Origin of the sequence: Corynebacterium sp. CCM 9203 (assembly GCF_041357675.1) — a bacterium.
Taxonomy (GTDB): domain Bacteria; phylum Actinomycetota; class Actinomycetes; order Mycobacteriales; family Mycobacteriaceae; genus Corynebacterium.
Genome location: NZ_JAUERY010000001.1, coordinates 55,201 through 71,615 on the forward strand (window position 1 = coordinate 55,201; position 16,415 = coordinate 71,615).

Below are 16,415 nucleotides of genomic sequence, written 5' to 3' on the forward strand. Positions count from 1 at the left end.
ACTTAGCTTGGCCGGTAAACGTGGTGGAGTGTGGATGGCCAGCTTCACCGAGCAGTCCAGACTGTCCGGGAGCACCCCGTCGTTACCAACATCAACGTGATGTCCATCGTCCGCCCGATCGACGGATCCGAACCACTGCTCACCCTCGACAAGGGAATCACCATCTTTCACGAGTTTGGGCATGGGCTGTACGGACTACTCGCCGACGTCCGCTATCCGATGTTTTCTGACACAAACATACCTCGCGACTGGGGTGATCCCGTCTCAGATAAACGAGAATTGGGCCTTTGAGCCAACGGTCATCAAGTACGCGCGCAACGTTGACACGGGTGAGGTGACTTTGGGGCGTCTGCTCACCGCGATCAGCGACGCCCAGCGGCTCGGTCGGGGTTTCGCCGCCGGTGAGTACCTGGCCGCTGTGACAGATCTCGTTCTGCCCCATGTTGATGTCGACGACTTCGGGATCGCATTCGCCGCTTTCCATGGATGTCGGAAGGATGTCTCGCTGCTTTTGTCCCGGCGTGATTTGTTGGAAAGTTTCAATGGAATGGTTCTGTAAACAATAATGTAAGGTCGCCTACATTTAGAATGCGGAGCAAATTGGTGAATGGAGGGTATTGGGTGTATTTGGAGGGGGTGATTGCTTTCCGTTGGCTGGAGTTCTGTAGAAGAATCACTTATTTTATTAGTGACAAGTGCTGACTGTTAATGAAGATTGGGTCGGCAAATGTCTACAAGTCATACCATTCTAAACGGAGGGGGGTCTTTCATGAATTTCCGTCGTTTCACTGTCGTTTCTGCTGGCGTGGCTCTAATGGCTTCTACTGCTGTCGCTCCGGCTTCTGCTGGTGTTGTTACAAAAACCGGTACTGCTTCTGATGGTCGACCTATCTGTGTAATGGAGCTGACCGGGGTTGACGCTACCCTGTCTGGCCTGATGATGGTGTCCCGACAAGTGCCACTCAAGATCAGCGATCGTCCAATCGGAAATGTGCGGACTCAGCAACTCCTGAGTGATTTACGCAGATCGGCGAATAGATACGGAAGTGGTGGATATGGTATCCAGAGTAGGTTCAATAGGCAGAAGGAGGAGGCTAAGGTCAATCTTCTCGATCTAGGCTTTTCTCCGAAGTGGGCAGATACCATCATCAAATCATCTGTCATAATACCCGATTTTGTGGAAGCGGCCAGGGATAGTTCAAACAAGGCTCGATACCTTGCTGATGGAAATGGTATGTTGACAGATGTCCTACTGTTCAAGTGGTACGATCTGATTGACTATCCAAGCTACGATTCTATCTATGTCTTGGAGTATCCGGATACGATTCGTTACAAGCTGGATAAATGGCTGGAATCGGAGGAATCATTCAAAGAATTCAAGTCCAGGGACTTGGATGATTTGATTAATGATTTTGCTCTAGTTGGTACGGCGAAAGACAGGGAGCTTTTTGATGAGATGTTCCCCGAATTCCCGGCTTATGTCAAAGATCTTCAGGAGCGTTCCTGGGGCGAAGTGGCTGCGGCAAAAGACAAGCAACCTCTTGGCAGCTATGAGTGGTATGACTTGCAGGGGACATGCAACTTGTGGCTCGATGGCAGCATAACTGCCGATGGACTGAAAGATTACGGAGGTGACGCCGGTACGGTGTCTCTGAAGGATTCACTTCCGTACCTGGTACTGGGTGATGACGCACCGCCGTCTGAACCCTCGGAACCGTCTGAACCTTCGGACCCCTCTGAACCTTCGGACCCCTCGGACCCCTCGGAACCTTCGGATCCCTCGGACCCCTCGCCTGGTGTTGACGGAAGTTCGTTGAATTCCGGAGGAAGTTCCAGCGGATCGAGCGCGGGATCCGCCGGAAAACTGAATGTACTGTCTACGCCAGATGGTTCCTCTAGTGGGGTTGGGATGGTTGTTGGTTTGCTGGGTGTACTCGGCCTTCTTGGAGGTTTCTTCGCATGGTTGACTGGCGCTATGCGTAGCGTGCTTCCGAACTTCTCTCTTCATGTAGAGGACCGGACCTGACTGTATGGTCTTTTGATCGACGAATACCTCGACAGCGGAGTGTAGAATTGCCCGCTATCGGGGTCATCCGTCGATTCAGTGGGGGCAGGGGTTGGCAAAGTGCAGGCTTGGTGAAGGTTCTATAACTATCTTCCTGTTGACACTAGACTCCACATCATCATGAACATTCAGACGACTGTCACTTCGGTGCTGGACCAGGTTGGTCAGTGGCTCACCGGTGCACCATTGTGGGTACAGACGCCTTTGGTGATGTTTGCGGCGATTTTGATCTGTGTGCCACTTGCTGCGGTGTTGCTCAAGTTCGTCAATATGACGGCCAACATGGTGGAGCTGGTGACCGGCCGTGGAGATGGGGGTGTGGCACCGTCGCAGCTTGTCCCGTATTCAGGATCGAGGGCCTCCGGTGGCGTTCGGATCGTGTCGGCGTCGGAGCCGGAGGTGCCGGGTGGCTAGACTGGTTTTCTGCGGCTCCGTTCAGTGACGGGGCGTATGTACGGAGATGCACTTACACGAGAAAGCAGTGGCCGAAGACCGGTATGAGTAACCAGACACCGAAGAAGAAGCGCGATTATGGACGTTCCCGCGTGAAGCTGGCCCTGGTGGTGTTGCTCTTGCTCGTGATTATCGGTTGGTTGGTTACGTTGATCTAGCCGTCCATGACATGAAGATGAGGAAGGGGTGGGCACGTGGAACTCCACGTGCCCACCCCTTCAACCGGAGAGTCAGCGCTTCGACGCCTCGGCTACGGCTCGGAACCAGGTGTTCTCGGGGAGATCCTCGATGAATACCACGTCGCCGGAGCTGTCGCAGAGCGGCACACACCAGTTCGGGTAGAGCTCGTGTGTCGTGCCGGGCTGGTTCTGGGCTCGGACGTCCCCGACCATGTCGACCAGTGAGGTGCAGGCGAGGGCGGAAGGGGTTCCGGCTATGAAGCGGTGCATGCCGACGAGAAGTTCGCGGATTGCTCCCCTGTCACCGCGTTCCGCACCGTGGAAGCTGCGTCCTTCAACCGATGTTCCCGCGAAACAACCGTGTTCGGCGATGCGTGCCAGCACGTCGTTCTGCCACGCGAGATCCCCGCGGTCTTCTTCTGCGGGGTCGGTGGTGAACAGTCCGAGTCGTTCGCGGAGCTTGATGTGTTCGCCACGGAGCATCCCGGCGGTCGGTGGGAGGTCGTGCGTGGTCACCGATGTGAGTGCGAGTTCGCGGTAGCGGTCCTGTCTGCGTGGGCCGGTGATTTCGGGATCATGCTCGAACCACAGGATGGATGTGCCCATGATTCCGCGGCTGGCCAGAACCTCCTGCACCCATGGTTCGAAGGTTCCGAGATCTTCTCCGATGACGACGGCGCCGGCGCGTTCGGCTTCCAGGGTGAGGATGCCGACGAGAGCGTTGTAGTCGTAGTGGACGTAGGTTCCGGTGGTCGGTGCCTGCATGCGGGGTATCCACCAGAGTCGGAACAGGCCGAGAACGTGGTCGACGCGGATGCCGCCGGAGTGTCGGAGGACCGTGCGCAACATGTCGCGCCAGGGGGCGTACCCGCACTCGGCGAGCCGCTCGGGGTGCCAGGGCGGCTGGGACCAGTCCTGGCCCTGCTGGTTGTAGTCGTCCGGTGGGGCACCGACGGAAGCGGCTTGGACGAGGACATCCGAGAGATTCTCCGCGTCGGCACCACCGGGGTGGACGCCGACGGCGAGGTCCGCCATCACACCAATGGACATTCCCGCGTCAGTGGCGGCTTTCTGTGCGGATTCGAGCTGGTCGTCGCAGATCCACTGGAGCCAGCGGTAGAAGCCCGCGGCTTCCTCGATGGTGCGATCCTGTGTGGGATCAACTCCGGGGACCGTTCCACCGTCCGCAAGAACGTCGAGTTCGCGGCGTGCGCACCAGGTCGCGAAGTCGTCTAGACCGTGTCCCTCCTTCTCCAGGTATGCGCTGAATGCCTCGGCGCGTGTGGGGGTCATCGGGAGTTCGTAGATGTCGCGGAGGGCTTCGAGTTTTGCGGTGTAGATCGGGTTCCGGCTGATTTCATCCGGGGAGGTGTTGTCGGCCTTGAGCTGTGTGGAGATGCCTTCGATGCGGACGCGGTCAGCGGGGGCGAGTAATCCGTATTCTTCGATGTCCTCGACCCGGATGTAGAGGGGGTTCGTGAATCTACGGGTGGTGGGGAGATAGGGGGAGTCCTCGACGGGGGGGAAGGGTTCAGCGGCGTGGAGCGGGTTGATGAGCAGGAAGTCGGCTCCTGCGTTGCGGGCGAGGGAGGCCGCGAGATCCCTGAGATCGCCGAAGTCACCGATACCCCAACTGTCGTGGGAGCGTGTGGAGTAGAGCTGCGCCATCACGCCGGTGACCGGGTGCCGGAGGAATCTGTCGGCTGTGGTGAGTCGGTTCGGGGTGACGATCAGGTGGCTGGTGCCGCTGACCCCACCGGTGGATTCCATGGACAGGGTGTGCCAGCCGAGTGGGAGGTCGGTGGGAACTGCGAAACTGGCTTCGCCCCAGGTGACGCCATCGATGGTGCGGGCCTGGACGAAGTTGTCCACCTGCTCCGGGACCACGGTGCCGCCATCCTCGAGGGTGATCGTCACGGTGACAGGTTCGCCGTCGTGCACGTGGACGGTGAACTCGTGGGGTTCGCCGGTCACCGTTACTACACAGGGGGGGAGGGGACGCGTGAAACGTGAGTCCAGGTAACTGTGTCGTGCGGCGGCTAGTGTCTCGGATGTGGGTTCATCCCCACCGCGGAGAATGTCCACTCCGAGGGCGGTGAGGGTCTTTGTCAGGGTATCCTCCGATACCTCGACCAGTTCACCTGACGCGGTGTGGTAGCTGGTGGCCACCCCGTACAGGTCTGCCAGGGACTTCAGCTCATTGATGTAGGTCACGGGCACCTATCTTGCCATCCCGCGGTCTTGGCCTGCACACCTCACCCCGTGTACCTGAGAGGTGTCGACCGGAGTGGGACGCCCCACACCGGGGGGCTGCGGGGTAAATTTACCGGGAAAGACATTCGAGCGATGGCGGTTCCCGCCTCACGGTTTTCGCCCGTGAACCGCGGGACACCGTATGCGGAAGGATCACAGTGCAGGAATATTCCACCCCGGCGAAATACGAGATCGGACCGAACGAGACGTGCCTGACCGCGTTGATTGATCTGGTGAAGGCCCGACCGTATGGGGTGATGTTCACCAGGCCGCAGAACTTCGAGTGGGTGAGTGTCACCGCGCAGGAGTTTCTGGATGAGGTGTATGAGGTGGCCAAGGGTTTCATCGCGAACGGGGTGCAGCAGGGCGACCGGATTGCACTGTTGAGTGAGACGCGTTACGAGTGGGCGCTGCTCGATTTCGCGATCTGGGCTGCCGGTGCGGTGAGCGTTCCAATCTACGGGTCCTCGTCGTTGAGTCAGGTGCAGTGGATCATTGAGGATTCGGGTGCCGTGTTCGCTGTGACGGAGACCCGGGAACACACTGATCTGATGCGGCACCTGGAGTTGGGGGCGGATGGATCTCCCTCTCTGAAGGGGTCGACGTCACAGTTGCGGCGTATCCTGGAGATCAACGCCTCGGCGATCAACACGCTCAAGTTTGAGGGGCGCCCGATCGACGATTCCGAGGTGGATGAGCGGATCGCGGCGACGAAGGCGACTGATCTCTCGTCTCTGGTGTACACCTCGGGTACGACGGGTCGCCCGAAGGGGTGTCGGCTGACGCACCGGAACTGGCTTGCGGAGACGCGGGCGCTGATGACTCATCCTGTGGGGGCCATCGCTGCGCCCGGCACGCGGGTTCTGACGTTCCTTCCGTTGGCGCACGTGTTCTCCCGTGCGGTGAGTCTCGCGATCACGATCTCGGGTGCGGCGCAGTCCCACTGGTCGGATTTCTCCACTCTGTCCGTCGAGTTCCAGCGGGCGCGTCCCAATCTGATTCTCGGTGTGCCGCGGGTGTTCGAGAAGGTGCGTAACGGTGCCGCGGCGAACGCCCAGGACAATGGCCCGGTTCAGGGGGCGTTGTTCCTGAAGGCGGAGAAGGTCGCACAGGATTACTCCAGGGCACTGGATACGGAGGAGGGGCCCTCGCGGGCGCTGCGTTTGAAGCACAAGGCCTTCGACAAGCTCGTGTACTCCAAGATCCGGGCGGCGATGGGGGCGAGCGTGAAGTACTGCATTTCCGGGGGGTCCGCGATGAGTCCCGATCTTGCGCACTTCTTCCGTGGTATCGGGGTGACCGTCTACGAGGGCTACGGCCTGACGGAGACCACTGCCGCGGTGACCGTGAACTTCGAGGACAACATCATCGGTTCCGTGGGGCGTCCCATCGGTGGGATGGCTGCCCGGGTGAACGACGCCGGAGAGATTCTCGTCAAGGGGGAGATGGTGTTTGACGGGTACTGGCATAACGAGGAAGCCACCGCGGAGACCTTCGAGGAAGAGTGGTTCAATACGGGTGACCTCGGGGAGATTCTGGAGTCTGGTCACCTGGTGATTACCGGCCGCAAGAAGGATCTCATTGTCACGGCCAGTGGGAAGAATGTCTCTCCGGGGCCTATGGAGGATCGTCTGCGAAGCCATCCGTTGATCAGTCAGGCGCTGGTCGTGGGGGACGGTAAGCCATTTGTCGGGGTACTGATAGCTCTCGATGAGGAGGCGTTCCGTCGCTGGAAGCTGACCCGGAATTTCCCGGAGTCGAGGTCTGTGGCGGACATGGTGACAGATCCGGTGCTGAGGGCGGAGATCCAGGATGCGATCAACGACTGCAATTCGACGGTCAGCCATGCTGAGGCGATTAAGAAGTTCTACATCCTCGATCGGGATCTGTCGGAGGAGGAGAATGAGCTGACACCGACGATGAAGATCAAGCGGAATGTCGTGGCGCAGCGGTTCAACGAGGAGATCCGGCAGTTGTACAAGCGCTAGATCGTGGGCTTGTGTCGCACACCCCCACAATCACACCCGCCACACCAGTAACATTGATGTGGCGGGCGTGTCATCGGCGAGGCACCCACACGAAGCCGGGGAATGCGCTTAGAGTTCTGTAATCGGAGTCCCCGCCGTCGGCGGGAGAACCACTGATGTTGACCGACCTCCCGATTCGCCGGGAAGATCCACCGAGGAGCAGCCTTGCCACACTCTGACGCCCTGCTGCGCCACCGTGAGCTGACCCAGGAGGTCTACAACATCGGGGATGAGGTCGCGGAATACATCGAGCATCTCGCGCAGGCGATCGCCGACTACGACGAGGAACTGGTCGCTGACTGTCTGGCGGAGCTGGAACTCATCATCGATGAGGCCCGCACTGATTCCCGGCGCACCATCGCCGAACTCATCGGACTCCGCCAGGCGTTGACCTCCGGCCTCCGCTCCGGTTCCGTCAGCGTGCGGGGGGCGGTCGCCCGTGCACCCGAGGTTCAGCGTCCCGACCTGCTCGATGCCACGGTGCTGGTCACCGTCCATCCGCTTTCCGTCGCCCCGATGATCGTCCGCGAGCTCAGCGATTCGCTGTCCGCCCGCACCCGGGACGTCGTGCAGCAGCTCGAGGACATCGTCGAGTGGGTACTCGACCAGACGGCAGTCGCCGCCGATGATCTCGACGCGGTCAGCCTGCCCCTGATGTTCGCCCACACCCGGACCCTCGTCGATGCCGCCGCCGACGGCTGGCTCACCACCGTTGCCCGGCGACATCCGGCGTACTGCCGCACCATGCGGGGATCGAATCCCCCGACCTTCCTGCTGGAACGTGCGCGTGTCGACGCCGTCGTGGCGAAGGTTGCCCGCAAGCTCGCGCGCAACAGGGGTGCACACGGCGGTGGCTTCGCATCGTGACCGGAGCTGACCCGGCGACACCCTTCGGGGTGTACGTCCACGTGCCCTTCTGCGCCAGCCGGTGCGGCTACTGCGACTTCAACACCTACACCCCCGGCGAACTCGGCACCGGTGCCGACCCGGAGAGTTATCTCGCCGCACTCGACATCGAACTTCGGCTCGCTGCGGAGCGGATGGACAATGACGGGATCCTCCGCCCCGCAGAGACCGTGTTCGTCGGCGGCGGTACCCCGTCCATGCTGGGGGCCGATGGCCTCACCCGGCTCCTCGCAGGCGTCCGGACCCACATCGGCATCGCCCCAGGCGCCGAAGTCACGACCGAATCCAATCCGGAATCCACGTCACCCGAGTTCTTCGACCGGCTGCGGGGCGCGGGGTTCACCCGGGTCTCCCTCGGTATGCAGTCCGCAGCGGGCAACGTTCTGGCTGTCCTCGAACGGCGGCACACACCGGGGCGGCCCATTGCCGCGGCACGCGAGGCCCGGGCCGCCGGGTTCGAGCACGTCAACCTCGACATGATCTACGGAACCCCCACCGAGACCGACGATGACGTCCGCGCCACCCTTGACGCGATTCTCTCGGCGGAGGTCGACCACGTCTCCGCCTATTCGCTGATCGTCGAGGACGGCACCGCCATGGCGCGCAAAGTGAACAAGGGGCTGCTCCCCGCACCTGACGAGGATGTGCTCGCCGACCGCTACCAGCTCATCGACGATGCCCTGCGCGGCGCCGGATTCGACTGGTACGAGGTGTCCAACTGGGCCCGCCCCGGTGGGGAGTGCCACCACAACATCGGCTACTGGCGTGACGGCGACTGGTGGGGTGCGGGACCCGGCGCCCACTCCCACCTGGGTGGGGTCCGCTTCTTCAACGTCAAACACCCGCGCACCTACGCGGCCGCCTGTGCGCGGGGTGAGCTGCCGGTCAAGGACTCCGAGCGTCTTTCAGACATCGACCGGCACACCGAGAAACTGATGCTCGGCCTGCGGCTACGCGACGGTGTTGATGAGTCGGATCTGCGCCCCGGCGCTGAGCAAGTCATCGCCGGGTACGTGGAGTCCGGTCTGCTCCGGTGGATCTGTCGTGCCGAAGGTCGGCGTCGGCTGGCGCTCACCGACGGCGGGCGGCTGCTCGCCGATGGCATCATCGCGGACATTCTCGTCGCTGAGGATTAAACTGTCGCCATCACTCGTGGCGCAGAGCCTCGATGGGGTTGAGGCGCGTGGCACGGGCGGCGGGGTAGAACCCGAAGAAACCGCCGATTGCCACGGAGAACCCGAGTGAGAACAGCACACCGGCGATGGGCGGGAACACCATCGTGCCCATCAGTTTCGCGCCGATGACACCGAGCGCCGTGCCCAGCAGCACACCGATCACACCACCGAACAGGCAGATGATCATCGCCTCCACCAGGAACTGCAGTCGGATGTCCCGGTTCCTCGCCCCGAGCGCCTTGCGGATACCGATCTCCCGGGTCCGCTCCGTCACCGTGACCAGCATGATGTTCATGACCCCGATTCCTCCGACGAGCAGGGAGATACCCGCGATGACGGATAACCCGATACTCAGCGAGTCGATGACCTGGCGGAAGGAATCGATGTCCTTCTTCATGTCGGTGACCTTCGCCGTGAAATCCGGGTCCGTCGTGTACTCGGCGGCCGCGAACTCCGACAGTTCCCTGCGGAAAGACTCCTCGTCGGTGCCTGCCACGGGGCGCACCGACAGCCGGGTCCATGTTCCGGGGTCGCCGCCGAGACGGTCCTCCAAGGACCACGGAATGTAGAGCGCCGGTGTTTCGTTACCTCCGGCGCCGAATATCCCACCGCCGGAGGATTTCCCGGTAACACCGATGACAGTGAGTGAGATGATTTGCCCGTTCGTCGCCTCAACATCGACGGATTTGCCGGGGGCACCGGCGGTGTCCCCGCCGAAAAGGGCGGTGACGAGTTCCGGGGAGACGACCGCAACAGGTCGGGCACCGGCAACATCGTCATCGGTGACGGGACGGCCTGCGGTGACGCCAGTGGTTCTCATCGTGATGAAGTCGGGGTTCACCCCGTGAATACGGGCGCGTTTCGTGGTCTGCGGTTGGTCTGAGAGGCTGACCGTTCCAGAGAGATCAGAGGTCTCGCCGATCGGGATTCCGACGATCTGGCCGGTGAACTTCGTCCGCAACCGGTCGATAAGCTCCGGGGTGATCTTTGATGTGGCGGGTACCGGAGTGGGGGATAAGAAGTCATCACCGCTCTCGGCGGTGCGGGACTCGACCTGCAGTGAGAAGTCGTTGGCCCCGGAATCCGCGAGACTCTTCACCAACTGTGTCTTCAGTGAGGAACCGAGGGTGAGGACGATGATGACCGAGGTGATACCGATGATCACACCCAGCAGCGTGAGTAGTGCCCGCAGCTTGTTGCCTGCGATGCTGCCGACCGCGAGTCGCAGGGCTTCGTTGAAGTTCACTGGAGCAGGTCCCCTTCGGAGATGCGGCCGTCACGCATGGTGACCACACGGGTGGTTTCCGCTGCGAGCTCGGGATTGTGGGTGATGAAAACGATGGTCTTGCCCTGATTCCGGTTCAGGTCGTGGAACATGTCCATGACCAGACGACCGGTGTGCGAGTCCAGAGCGCCGGTGGGTTCATCCGCGAGGATGAACTCCGGGTCGTTGGCCAGGGCGCGGGCGATCGCGACGCGCTGTTTCTGCCCACCAGACAGCTCATTGGGCCGGTGATCCAAGCGCCCGCCCATGCCGACCATCTCCAGCAGTTCGACGGCCCGCTCAGTACGTTCCGCGCGCGATACACCGGCGTACATCATCGGCATCTCCACGTTCCGTCGGGCGCTGATCCTGCCGATGAGGTTGAAGTTCTGGAATACGAACCCGATCGACCTGCTGCGGTGCTCCGACAGAGCATCGCTGTCCAGCTCCTGCGTATCGACGCCCGCGAGATGGTAACTACCGGACGTCGGCCGGTCGAGCAGCCCGATGATGTTCATCAGCGTCGACTTACCCGAACCCGAGGCACCCACCACGGAGACGAACTCGCCGTGCTCCACGGTGAAGTCACACCCCGGGAGCACCGTCAGCTCCCCCTCGGTACCGATGTTGTACGTCTTGACGATGCCCCGCATCTCCACCAGTGGGCTCATGCGGCGTCCCCGAGCGTCACCGTGGTACCCAGCAGATCACGACGGGTCGACCCCTGGCTGATCACGTTCTCACCCTTCTTCAGCTCGCCACCGGTGACGGCGACGGTGACGTCCCCCTCGGTACCCGTCTCGACGCGGCGTTCCTCCACGGTGCCCTTCGACCCGGGGCCGTCGGCACCTGTGACGACGAGAACCGCCTTCGAACCATCGGCACGCTCGAACACCGCTTCACGGGGCACCGCGAGACCACCTTTGTCCGCCGCAAGCACGATCCTGGCCCGGGCGCTACCGCCGATCCGCAGATCCTTCGTGTCCCCCTCGATCGTGATCTCCACCGGGAACGTCGGACGCTGCGCACCGGAAGAAGCGGTACCGGACGTCCCAGCCTGCTGGGTCGCCGGAACACCCACCTGGACTCCCGCCACGGGGGACACCCGTGCCACCTTTCCACGGAACGTCTTGCCCCCGGTCGCCGCCGTCGTGAACGTGACCTCCGCGCCGGGTTTCAGATCAGCCACATCAACCTCCGGAACCTCGGTGCGCAGAATCATCCCGGAATCATCCGCGAGGGTCACCACGGAACCGGCGACAGGGCGGCCGACCTCCGCACCGACGTTAACCACCACCCCGGTGAACGGTGCCCGGATTTCTCTCGCGTTGATGTCCCGCGTCAGATGATCGGTGCCCCGACCGACGGACTCCCGGGCTACCTGGGCCGCACGCTGGGCCTGTTCGACACCACTGGCCAGGGACTCCAACTGTTGACGGGCGGTCAGCTTCGCCGATTCCACGGAGACAGCGGCTTCTTTCTTCGCTTCGAAGGTTGAAGCGACCGACCGCTGAGCCTCCGCCAGATCACGGTCCACCGCCTGGAGTGCGGTTGTGTACGCAGCTTGGCGGTTGTTCAGATCTTTCACCGAGTTCTGCAGGGCGGTCGCTGACTCCACCGTGCCGATGTGGGTGGTCACGGACTGCTGCACGCCCTCCACCGAGGGGTCGGTCTGCAAGGCTGCGGCGGCAGATGCAACACCGGCCCGAGCCAAGTTGATCTCCCCGTTGAGCACCTGCTGGCGTGCCTGTTCGAGGGCACGCTCCTGTTCGACCAGGCGCGGATCACTGCCGTTGAGTGCATCCGCTTTCTTCATCTCGAATGCGCGCACGGCGTCCTCGTGTGCGGCCGTTGCCGTGCGCAGTGCCGCCTGTGCGGAGTTCACCTCCGGATTCAATGACTGATCGAGTCCCTCCTTGTACTGGCGATGCTTCTGCTGCGCCTGCTCCAGGGAGTTGAGTTCCGAGGTCAGTGTCGTCGCCTGCTGTGACTTCTGATTCGCGAGTTCCCTCTCCACAGAGGACACATCGACGGTCGCCAGCAACTGTCCGGCCTCGACCCGGTCTCCGGCTGTCACTGACAGGGAAGTGAGAGGACCGATGAGAGCGGTGGTCACGGCTTCCGTCTTCGCGGCCGTCACCGTCGCGGTGGTCTGGATCGCCCGGCTCACATCCTCAACCTCCGCCACCCGGTACTCGTGGGCAGCCAGGACTGTGCCGTCCCCGCTCCCGGAACAACCCGTGGCGGCGAGACACAACGCTGCGGCCGCCCCGGTGAGTAGTAGACGGTGTGGGCGGGGGACACGGAGAACGGAGGAAAGTGACATCGGAAACCAGGGCCTTTCGGTCTTTCGGATACTGCGACTCGCACAGGTCGGTTGAAATGTCACGCTAGGGTGCCTTCCCGGGGTGCAACCGGGAGGAAGCTGGGGGAAAGCTGTGTATCTGTACCGGCCCTTATACTGGAGCACTGACAGTGGAAGAAGATTTCCGGTGATGTCGCACACCCGACCACCGCCGGGAATACATCAGGGGAGAGGATCGGACATGGCCGGAGCCACCGACCAACGGCGCGCCGAGGTACTGCGCGCCATCGTCGCCGACTACATTGCCTCCCACGAACCCGTCGGTTCCAAGGCGCTGGTTGAACGCCACCGACTCGGGGTCAGCTCCGCCACTATCCGCAACGACATGGCTGTCCTCGAGTCAGAGGGCTACATCGTGCAGCAGCACGCCAGCTCCGGACGGATCCCCACGGAGAAGGGGTACCGGCTCTTCGTCGACTCGCTCCACGAGGTCAAGCCACTCTCTCCGGTGGAACGACGCGCGATAAAGAGTTTCCTCGAGGATGGCGTCGATCTGGAAGACGTCCTCCGTCGTGGCGTGCAACTGCTCAGCCAGCTCACCCGTCAGGCCGCCGTCGCACAGCTCCCCACCCTGAGTGTCTCCCGGGTTCGGCACTGTGAGGTGGTACAACTCACCCCCTCCCGTATTCTGCTGGTCCTCATCACCGACACAGGGCGTGTCGATCAACGTAACGTTGACACAGATGTCGAACTAACCGCCGATCAAGTGGCGAGACTCCGTGATGTACTCAACCAGGCGCTCGTGGGCAAGACCCTGGGCGATGCCTCCGTCTCGATGGCCGATCTCGCTGTGAATGCCCCTGCGGACATCAGAACCGCTGTCATCCGGGCATCCACCACACTCATTGAAACACTCGTCGAAGCCCCCAGTGAGCGGATGGTCCTCGCCGGTGCCTCGAATCTCTCCCGTATGACTGGTGATTTTCCCGCAGGTCTCCCCACGGTCCTCGACGCTCTGGAGGAACAGGTCGTGGTGCTCCGACTGTTGTCCGGGGTCACCGCACACGGAGTCGTACACGTGAGTATCGGTGAAGAGAACCAGGACGACCAGTTGCGGGGCGCCTCCATCGTCAGCACTGGATACGGGACCACCGGTGCGACCTTCGGTGGTCTCGGCGTCGTCGGCCCGACCTATATGGATTACCCCGGCACCATCGCCAAAGTCCAGGCCGTCGCCCGCTACGTCTCCCGCGTTCTCGGCGGGGATTGATGCTGCTTTCTACCGGCCGAACGCCCCACCCCGCAGTACGGAACTGGCGGGGTAAGACACCCGGAAAACGGGTCAGCGCACCCGGGGTTTCTTGTTCGGGGTGCTTTTCGCGCCTCCGCGCGCAACGATGTTTCCTGAACCGAATTCTCCCCAGGCGGACCAGGCGATGAGAATGACCAGGAATATGGCTGTCCAGGCGGTGAGTCCGAATAGAGCGGATAGCAGGGCCAGGATCATGAGTCCGAGTGAAATGTAGAAGTGTTGTGTGTTGGCCATGTCAGAACCTCCTGAGTGGCGTGTCGTGACGATGAGGCGGACAGTGTCTGTGTTCACATGGTGGAGGTCATTGTAGTCACGCTCGCCGCGTCAGGTAAGGCCCAGTTTCGGTGGGGGTTTTCCCGGGGAGCAGCATCGGTGCCGGGCGGCTGGTCCCCGCTTAGGTGAAGTGGCGCATGCTCACTAATATGAAAGAGATGCGGGGGTTACCCCGTTCCCGAACACGCAACCAAGACCCTCATTCCGGCCCCAGCGCGGCCGGTGACAGAAGGAAGTATCAGACAACGTGGCTCGTGACTACTACGGCATTCTCGGCGTCGACCGTTCCGCCTCGGACTCGGAGATCAAGAAGGCCTACCGCAAACTCGCCCGCAAGTACCATCCGGATGTGAATCCGGGGGAGGAAGCCGCGGAGAAATTCCGGGAGGTGTCGCTCGCCTACGAGATTCTCACGGATGCGGAGAAACGGCGCATCGTCGACCTTGGTGGTGACCCCGCAGAGCAGGGGAGCGCTGGTGGTTTCGGCGGTGGTTTCGGCGGCGGTGGTTTCGGCGACATTTTTGATGCGTTCTTCGGTGGTGGCGGTGGTGGACGTGGCCCCCGGTCCCGTGTTCAGCCGGGCGCCGATGCACTCCTGCGTACCTCGATCACCTTGGAGGACGCGTTCGTCGGGGTGCGCAAGGACATCACCGTCGACACTGCTGTTCTCTGCGCGGAATGCACCGGCTCAGGTTCTGCGTCCGGCTCGAAGCCCGTTCCGTGTCAGACTTGTTCCGGTACCGGTGAGCTGCAGGAGATGCAGCGCAGCTTCCTCGGCAACGTGATGACGAGCCGCCCGTGTCCGAATTGCCAGGGCACCGGAGACGTCATCCAGGATCCCTGTAACCGGTGTCATGGTGAGGGCCGGTGCAGGGCACGACGTGATCTCGTGGTCACGGTGCCCGCTGGTATCGACGACGGAATGCGGATTCGGATGGCGGGGCAGGGCGAGGTCGGTCCCGGTGGTGGGCCAGCAGGTGACCTCTATGTGGAGATTTCGGTTCAAGGGCATCCCGTGTTCAGTCGTCAGGGGGACGATCTCCATCTCACGGTGCGCGTGCCCATGGTCGATGCGGCTCTCGGGACTGAGGTTCAGGTGGAATCTCTCACAGGTGAGCCGATGACCATCACACTCCAGCCGGGTTCCCAGCCAGGGGACCGGATTCGGCTCGCCGGTTCAGGTATGCCGCGCCTGCGTTCCGAGGGGGCGGGTGATCTCGTCGCACATCTCGATGTCGTGGTCCCCCGGGAACTGGACGATCGCTCCCGCGCACTGCTGGAACAGCTCCGTGACCACCGGGAGGACTCCGCCGAGGTCAACCGTGAGGGCGATGGCGAGGAGACCCTCTTCAGTCGGCTACGCAATCGTTTCCGGCGATGACACTTCCCGTCTTTCTCTCGGACCTCGATGCGGTCCTCGCGGGGACGGAACCCGAACCGCTACCGGGCCCCGGGGAAACCATCACCGTCACTGGCCCGGAGGCACGACATGCGGTGAGCGTGCGTCGCCTCGGTGTCGGAGATGAGCTGGTTCTCGTAGACGGGCGCGGAAATGCTGTCCGCTGCACGGTGCGGGACACGGGCGGCAGGGACACCATGAGTCTGATTGCGGCGGAGACGCTGGCTCCGGTGAACCGGGTTCCTCGGGTCACGGTCGTCCAGGCGATCCCGAAATCTGAACGTGCAGAGCTCGCCGTCGACCTCGCCTGCCAGGGTGGGGCGGACGCGATCATCCCGTGGCAGGCGGAGCGCTGCATCGCCCGCTGGTCCGGGGCCAAACGGGATAAGGGGCTCAGCAAGTGGCGGGCCGCCGCTGTCGCAGCGGCAAAACAGTCGCGGCGGGCCGATGTTCCACTCATCCCCTTCCTCGCAGAGGTAAGGGATGTTGAGAAACTGATCCGGGAAACCGTTGCCTCGGGTGGGGTGGCAGTGCTTCTCCACGAGGAATCGAGTGTTCCCTTCGCCACGATCAACTGGGAGCAGTCCCGAGATGTGGTTCTGGTTGTTGGACCGGAGGGAGGTCTCTCTCCGGCGGAGGTTGAGCGGTTCACGGTTGCCGGGGCGTGCGCTGTCCGGCTCGGTCCCGAAGTTCTGCGCACGGCGACCGCCGCACTGTCGGCGCTCTCAGCCATCGGGGTGTCCAGCTCCCGCTGGTAAGGTCCACTACGAGTCCACCGGCCCCACGGTCGGCGCACAGCCCTTG

At 62.3% G+C, this 16,415-nt stretch carries 15 protein-coding genes; 10 read left to right on the forward strand and 5 right to left on the reverse strand.

Translation table 11 applies throughout. The annotated features are described in order from the left end of the window. The first annotated feature begins 30 nt into the window (after positions 1–30). From QWU44_RS00230 to QWU44_RS00245, 4 genes are all read left to right on the forward strand, one after another. Entirely contained in the window at positions 31–291 is a 261-nt protein-coding gene (locus tag QWU44_RS00230; RefSeq protein WP_370913713.1) for a M3 family metallopeptidase, read from the forward strand. 43 nt (positions 292–334) lie between these two features. Then, on the forward strand, positions 335–559 hold the full coding sequence (locus tag QWU44_RS00235) for a hypothetical protein (RefSeq protein WP_370913714.1): 225 nt from the start codon (positions 335–337) through the stop codon (positions 557–559). A gap of 210 nt (positions 560–769) precedes the next feature. Further along, complete coding sequence (locus tag QWU44_RS00240; RefSeq protein WP_370913715.1) at positions 770–2,026, forward strand: hypothetical protein; 1,257 nt, start codon at positions 770–772, stop codon at positions 2,024–2,026. 159 nt (positions 2,027–2,185) lie between these two features. Beyond that, positions 2,186–2,479, forward strand: coding sequence for a hypothetical protein (locus QWU44_RS00245; protein ID WP_370913716.1), 294 nt, complete (start codon positions 2,186–2,188; stop codon positions 2,477–2,479). Between the two features lie 269 nt (positions 2,480–2,748). On the opposite strand, the gene malQ is transcribed toward QWU44_RS00245, so the two are convergent. Continuing rightward, positions 2,749–4,911 (reverse strand): 4-alpha-glucanotransferase, encoded by a 2,163-nt coding sequence (gene malQ, locus QWU44_RS00250; RefSeq protein ID WP_370913717.1) that lies wholly within the window; start codon positions 4,909–4,911, stop codon positions 2,749–2,751. A 197-nt stretch (positions 4,912–5,108) separates the two neighbouring features. On the opposite strand from malQ, the gene QWU44_RS00255 reads away from it, so the two are divergent. From QWU44_RS00255 to hemW, 3 genes are all read left to right on the forward strand, one after another. Next, positions 5,109–6,938, forward strand: coding sequence for a long-chain fatty acid--CoA ligase (locus QWU44_RS00255; protein WP_370913718.1), 1,830 nt, complete (start codon positions 5,109–5,111; stop codon positions 6,936–6,938). Between the two features lie 204 nt (positions 6,939–7,142). After that, positions 7,143–7,844 carry a hypothetical protein gene (locus QWU44_RS00260; protein WP_370913719.1) on the forward strand — a complete coding sequence of 234 codons (702 nt, stop codon included), beginning with the start codon at positions 7,143–7,145 and terminating at the stop codon, positions 7,842–7,844. Further along, positions 7,841–9,019 (forward strand): radical SAM family heme chaperone HemW, encoded by a 1,179-nt coding sequence (gene hemW, locus QWU44_RS00265; RefSeq protein WP_370913720.1) that lies wholly within the window; start codon positions 7,841–7,843, stop codon positions 9,017–9,019. Before QWU44_RS00260 ends, hemW begins: the two co-directional genes overlap by 4 nt. A 10-nt stretch (positions 9,020–9,029) precedes the next feature. On the opposite strand, the gene QWU44_RS00270 is transcribed toward hemW, so the two are convergent. Genes QWU44_RS00270 through QWU44_RS00280 form a run of 3 tightly spaced genes read right to left on the reverse strand, consistent with a single transcriptional unit; the run spans position 9,030 to position 12,648 of the window. Beyond that, on the reverse strand, positions 9,030–10,304 hold the full coding sequence (locus QWU44_RS00270; protein WP_370913721.1) for an ABC transporter permease: 1,275 nt from the start codon (positions 10,302–10,304) through the stop codon (positions 9,030–9,032). Then, the gene (locus QWU44_RS00275) at positions 10,301–10,993 is read right to left on the reverse strand and encodes an ABC transporter ATP-binding protein (protein WP_232958984.1); all 693 of its coding nucleotides are present in this window, start codon (positions 10,991–10,993) and stop codon (positions 10,301–10,303) included. The genes QWU44_RS00270 and QWU44_RS00275 overlap by 4 nt, the downstream gene beginning before the upstream one ends. Beyond that, positions 10,990–12,648 carry an HlyD family efflux transporter periplasmic adaptor subunit gene (locus QWU44_RS00280; RefSeq protein WP_370913722.1) on the reverse strand — a complete coding sequence of 553 codons (1,659 nt, stop codon included), beginning with the start codon at positions 12,646–12,648 and terminating at the stop codon, positions 10,990–10,992. The genes QWU44_RS00275 and QWU44_RS00280 overlap by 4 nt, the downstream gene beginning before the upstream one ends. Positions 12,649–12,868: 220 nt before the next feature. Here QWU44_RS00280 and hrcA point away from each other — a divergent pair, with 220 nt between their 5' ends. Then, positions 12,869–13,897 (forward strand): heat-inducible transcriptional repressor HrcA, encoded by a 1,029-nt coding sequence (gene hrcA / locus QWU44_RS00285; protein ID WP_370913723.1) that lies wholly within the window; start codon positions 12,869–12,871, stop codon positions 13,895–13,897. 72 nt (positions 13,898–13,969) lie between these two features. Here the strand turns inward: hrcA and QWU44_RS00290 are convergent, their stop codons facing one another. Further along, positions 13,970–14,173, reverse strand: a complete 204-nt coding sequence (locus tag QWU44_RS00290) for a hypothetical protein (RefSeq protein WP_370913724.1) — start codon at positions 14,171–14,173, stop codon at positions 13,970–13,972. A 286-nt stretch (positions 14,174–14,459) separates the two neighbouring features. Between QWU44_RS00290 and dnaJ the strand changes: the two genes are divergently transcribed. Beyond that, complete coding sequence (gene dnaJ / locus QWU44_RS00295; RefSeq protein WP_370913725.1) at positions 14,460–15,593, forward strand: molecular chaperone DnaJ; 1,134 nt, start codon at positions 14,460–14,462, stop codon at positions 15,591–15,593. Beyond that, on the forward strand, positions 15,590–16,369 hold the full coding sequence (locus tag QWU44_RS00300; RefSeq protein ID WP_370913726.1) for a 16S rRNA (uracil(1498)-N(3))-methyltransferase: 780 nt from the start codon (positions 15,590–15,592) through the stop codon (positions 16,367–16,369). The genes dnaJ and QWU44_RS00300 overlap by 4 nt, the downstream gene beginning before the upstream one ends. Positions 16,370–16,415 lie beyond the last annotated feature (46 nt).